Below are 2,957 nucleotides of genomic sequence, written 5' to 3' on the forward strand. Positions count from 1 at the left end.
CCGGTCGTCTTTTTATTATTTTATCGAAAAGTCCATCAGTATATTCAAACTAAAGTGGGTATGCTAAAGGAAAAGTCTAGGAGGGATGGGCTTGATTCCGATTCAATCAAATTTAGAAGGACGTACATATGCGTTATATAAGTTAGAAGAGATTATGAAACCACTTGGATATAGCATTGGTGGTAATTGGGATTATGATAAAGGATGCTTCGATTACAAAATCGATGAAGAAGATGGGTATCAATTTTTACGAGTTCCATTTACAGCCATTGATGGAGAACTAGATGTACCAGGCGTAATAGTTCGTCTTGGAACGCCGTATATTCTTTCGCACGTATATCAAGACGAACTAGATGATAATGTGAATACTTTAACAGCTGGAACAAGTGGAATGGATCAATTTGCTGAGCCGAAAGATCCAGATGGAGATGTGAAAAGAAAATATATCAATATTGGGAAAGTGCTCATGCAAGAATTAGAGCGTCATTTTACTAATGGTGAATAACAATGAGTATGTCGCTTTCAATGAGAACAAAGGAATGAACTGGATTAATCATATATTGTTCGTCGCGCTTTATACCTAGTAAGAGAATGTTTTGCTTTAAAAGAGTATAGCTACAATTGGCAAAAGTTTGTCCGGTGCAGGACGATGGAAGCTCCATCAGTTGTAATTTATTATCAGAGATTTCGTCGTAAAGTGAAAATAGTACACCTGAAATGGAAGGGAATAAAAGAGAAGCGGTAAATACATAGCTCGTTAATTTATTTCCTTCTATAATTTCTGACACGCCAGCTCTCGTTGCATTTTGTATTTGTTCAGAAGTAAGAAGTTCAGCGATGCAGTGAATGTTTGGGTTGAGCCCTTTTGCAGTTAAAATATTTAAAATGGACTGTGTATCCGCTAAGCTTTCGTTTTTTTCTTTATCAGCTGTTATTAATATGGTGTGTGCCGTTGCAATATTAGCCTTTAATAAAGTTTGATCGTGATGCGGACAACCTTTTATAAATTCTAAATGATGAAATGGTTTTGGGAGTAAAGAAAGTGTTTCATCAATTAAAACGATATCAAGGTTTGGTTGTAATACGTGCATTTGCTTTACAACATGTTTTGCGCGCTCATTCCAGCCAACGATAATCATATGACCGTTAGAAGTAGCGGCTTCTTCACCTTTAATTTTCATATATTGTTTATTAATCATTTCAGTAGCAAACAGCACCATATAATAAGAACAAAAGCCAGTTCCTAATAAAATAATACTTATACCTATTAGTTTTCCTATCGTCGTATGGGGAGCAAAGTCGCCATATCCAACTGTAAAAATGGTAACGATTGACCACCAAATTCCGTCAAACCATGTAGTGAAATGAAAAGGTTCTAATCTATGTATAAGAAAACCGGAAAAAGCAGTCAGTACAATAATAAAACAAATTAAACGAAAAATAATGGAATCACGAAATGTATCTACTAAATTCGGACGGGATTTCAATTGCCTATTCCTCCTTACTTTGTAGGACTACATTCATTGTTGCCATTATAGAAAAAAGAAAAACTCTCTAATTAAAGAGAGTTTGTTTTACGTTACATACTTTCCACTTCAGTTTGTTGGACACTTTCAAGATGCTGGAGAGCATAGTAAACATCAGCGGTATGTCTTTTTTGATCAATGGACAGTTTAAGATGTAAATAGTGAGAACCGTTTTCTAATGTTTTAAGCTTCATATTCTTAACTTTTATATCCATTTCTTTTATTTCTTCAATTACGATTGGGATATTGTCCATATTTCGTACAACAAGTTTCACAGCGATATCACGTTGACGAAATGATCTAGGGCCTACATATTTCATTGCGAGTGGTATAAGTTCGACACTAATCATAAGGAAACACATTCCGAATATCGCTTCAATATAGAATCCGGCCCCAACAGCAATACCAATACCAGAAGCACCCCAGATCATAGCGGCAGTCGTGAGCCCTGCAATGCTATCGTTGCCTCTTCTTAAAATTACGCCAGCACCTAAAAAACCAATTCCTGATACAATTTGAGCGGCAAGTCGAAGTGGATCCATATTCATATGATCGGTATGTGGTAAGTTATAAGCTGCTTTAATAGAAACAATCGTTAGGAGGCAACTAATAATAGAAATAACTAAACACGTTTTTAAACCAAGTGGTTTCCGTTTTAATTCGCGTTCTAAACCAATGGCAAATCCTAAAATAGCCGAGAGACCTAGTTTGATTAATAAATCGGTATAGTCCATATATATTCCTCCTTGTATGATATGCTATATGAATAAAACGCTTATTATAGAAAGAAACGTCTTTTGATAGAGTAACTTTATATAAAATATATGTAGGAATTGCTCATACATGAAAGAGATATTTCGTTTAAGTATATGATATAAAAAAAGAAATGTGGGCAGTTTTAAAAAAGTTTATAAAAGGTGTTGCATTTCATTTTTCACCATGATATATTAATAACCGTCGCTGATGCGGAAACGCAGAAAACGACAAAAAAGAAATTGAAAAACTTAGTTGACATCGAAAAACGAAAATGTTAACATAAGGAAGTCGCAAATGAGCGACCAAGTAGTTCTTTGAAAACTGAACGAAACAAACAACGTGAAACGTCAATTTTTATTTTAGATGCTAGACAAACTAACTTTATTGGAGAGTTTGATCCTGGCTCAGGATGAACGCTGGCGGCGTGCCTAATACATGCAAGTCGAGCGAATGGATTAAGAGCTTGCTCTTATGAAGTTAGCGGCGGACGGGTGAGTAACACGTGGGTAACCTGCCCATAAGACTGGGATAACTCCGGGAAACCGGGGCTAATACCGGATAACATTTTGAACCGCATGGTTCGAAATTGAAAGGTGGCTTCGGCTGTCGCTTATGGATGGACCCGCGTCGCATTAGCTAGTTGGTGAGGTAACGGCTCACCAAGGCAACGATGCG

The 2,957-nt window shown here is 36.4% G+C and carries 3 protein-coding genes and 1 rRNA gene; 2 read left to right on the top strand and 2 right to left on the bottom strand.

What is annotated here, in order from left to right; translation table 11 throughout:
• Positions 1–91 precede the first annotated feature (91 nt).
• The gene (locus tag HMPREF1014_RS23600) at positions 92–505 is read left to right on the top strand and encodes a YugN-like family protein (RefSeq protein ID WP_000612334.1); all 414 of its coding nucleotides are present in this window, start codon (positions 92–94) and stop codon (positions 503–505) included.
• Here HMPREF1014_RS23600 and HMPREF1014_RS23605 read toward each other — a convergent pair.
• Together HMPREF1014_RS23605 and HMPREF1014_RS23610 are read right to left on the bottom strand one after the other, a co-directional pair.
• Positions 492–1,487 carry a potassium channel family protein gene (locus HMPREF1014_RS23605; protein WP_000842320.1) on the bottom strand — a complete coding sequence of 332 codons (996 nt, stop codon included), beginning with the start codon at positions 1,485–1,487 and terminating at the stop codon, positions 492–494. The two genes, HMPREF1014_RS23600 and HMPREF1014_RS23605, sit on opposite strands and share 14 nt — an antisense overlap.
• 92 nt (positions 1,488–1,579) lie before the next feature.
• Positions 1,580–2,260 carry an MgtC/SapB family protein gene (locus HMPREF1014_RS23610; RefSeq protein ID WP_000386676.1) on the bottom strand — a complete coding sequence of 227 codons (681 nt, stop codon included), beginning with the start codon at positions 2,258–2,260 and terminating at the stop codon, positions 1,580–1,582.
• A 403-nt stretch (positions 2,261–2,663) separates the two neighbouring features.
• On the opposite strand from HMPREF1014_RS23610, the gene HMPREF1014_RS23615 reads away from it, so the two are divergent.
• Positions 2,664–2,957 (top strand): 16S ribosomal RNA (locus tag HMPREF1014_RS23615); the annotation flags it as partial.

Source organism: Bacillus sp. 7_6_55CFAA_CT2, from assembly GCF_000238655.1.
GTDB lineage: Bacteria > Bacillota > Bacilli > Bacillales > Bacillaceae_G > Bacillus_A > Bacillus_A cereus.

Excerpts from the sequence above, each read along its gene's own strand:
- HMPREF1014_RS23610 (WP_000386676.1), bottom strand. The coding sequence starts at position 2,260 with ATGGACTATACCGATTTATTAATCAAACTAGGTCTCTCGGCTATTTTA.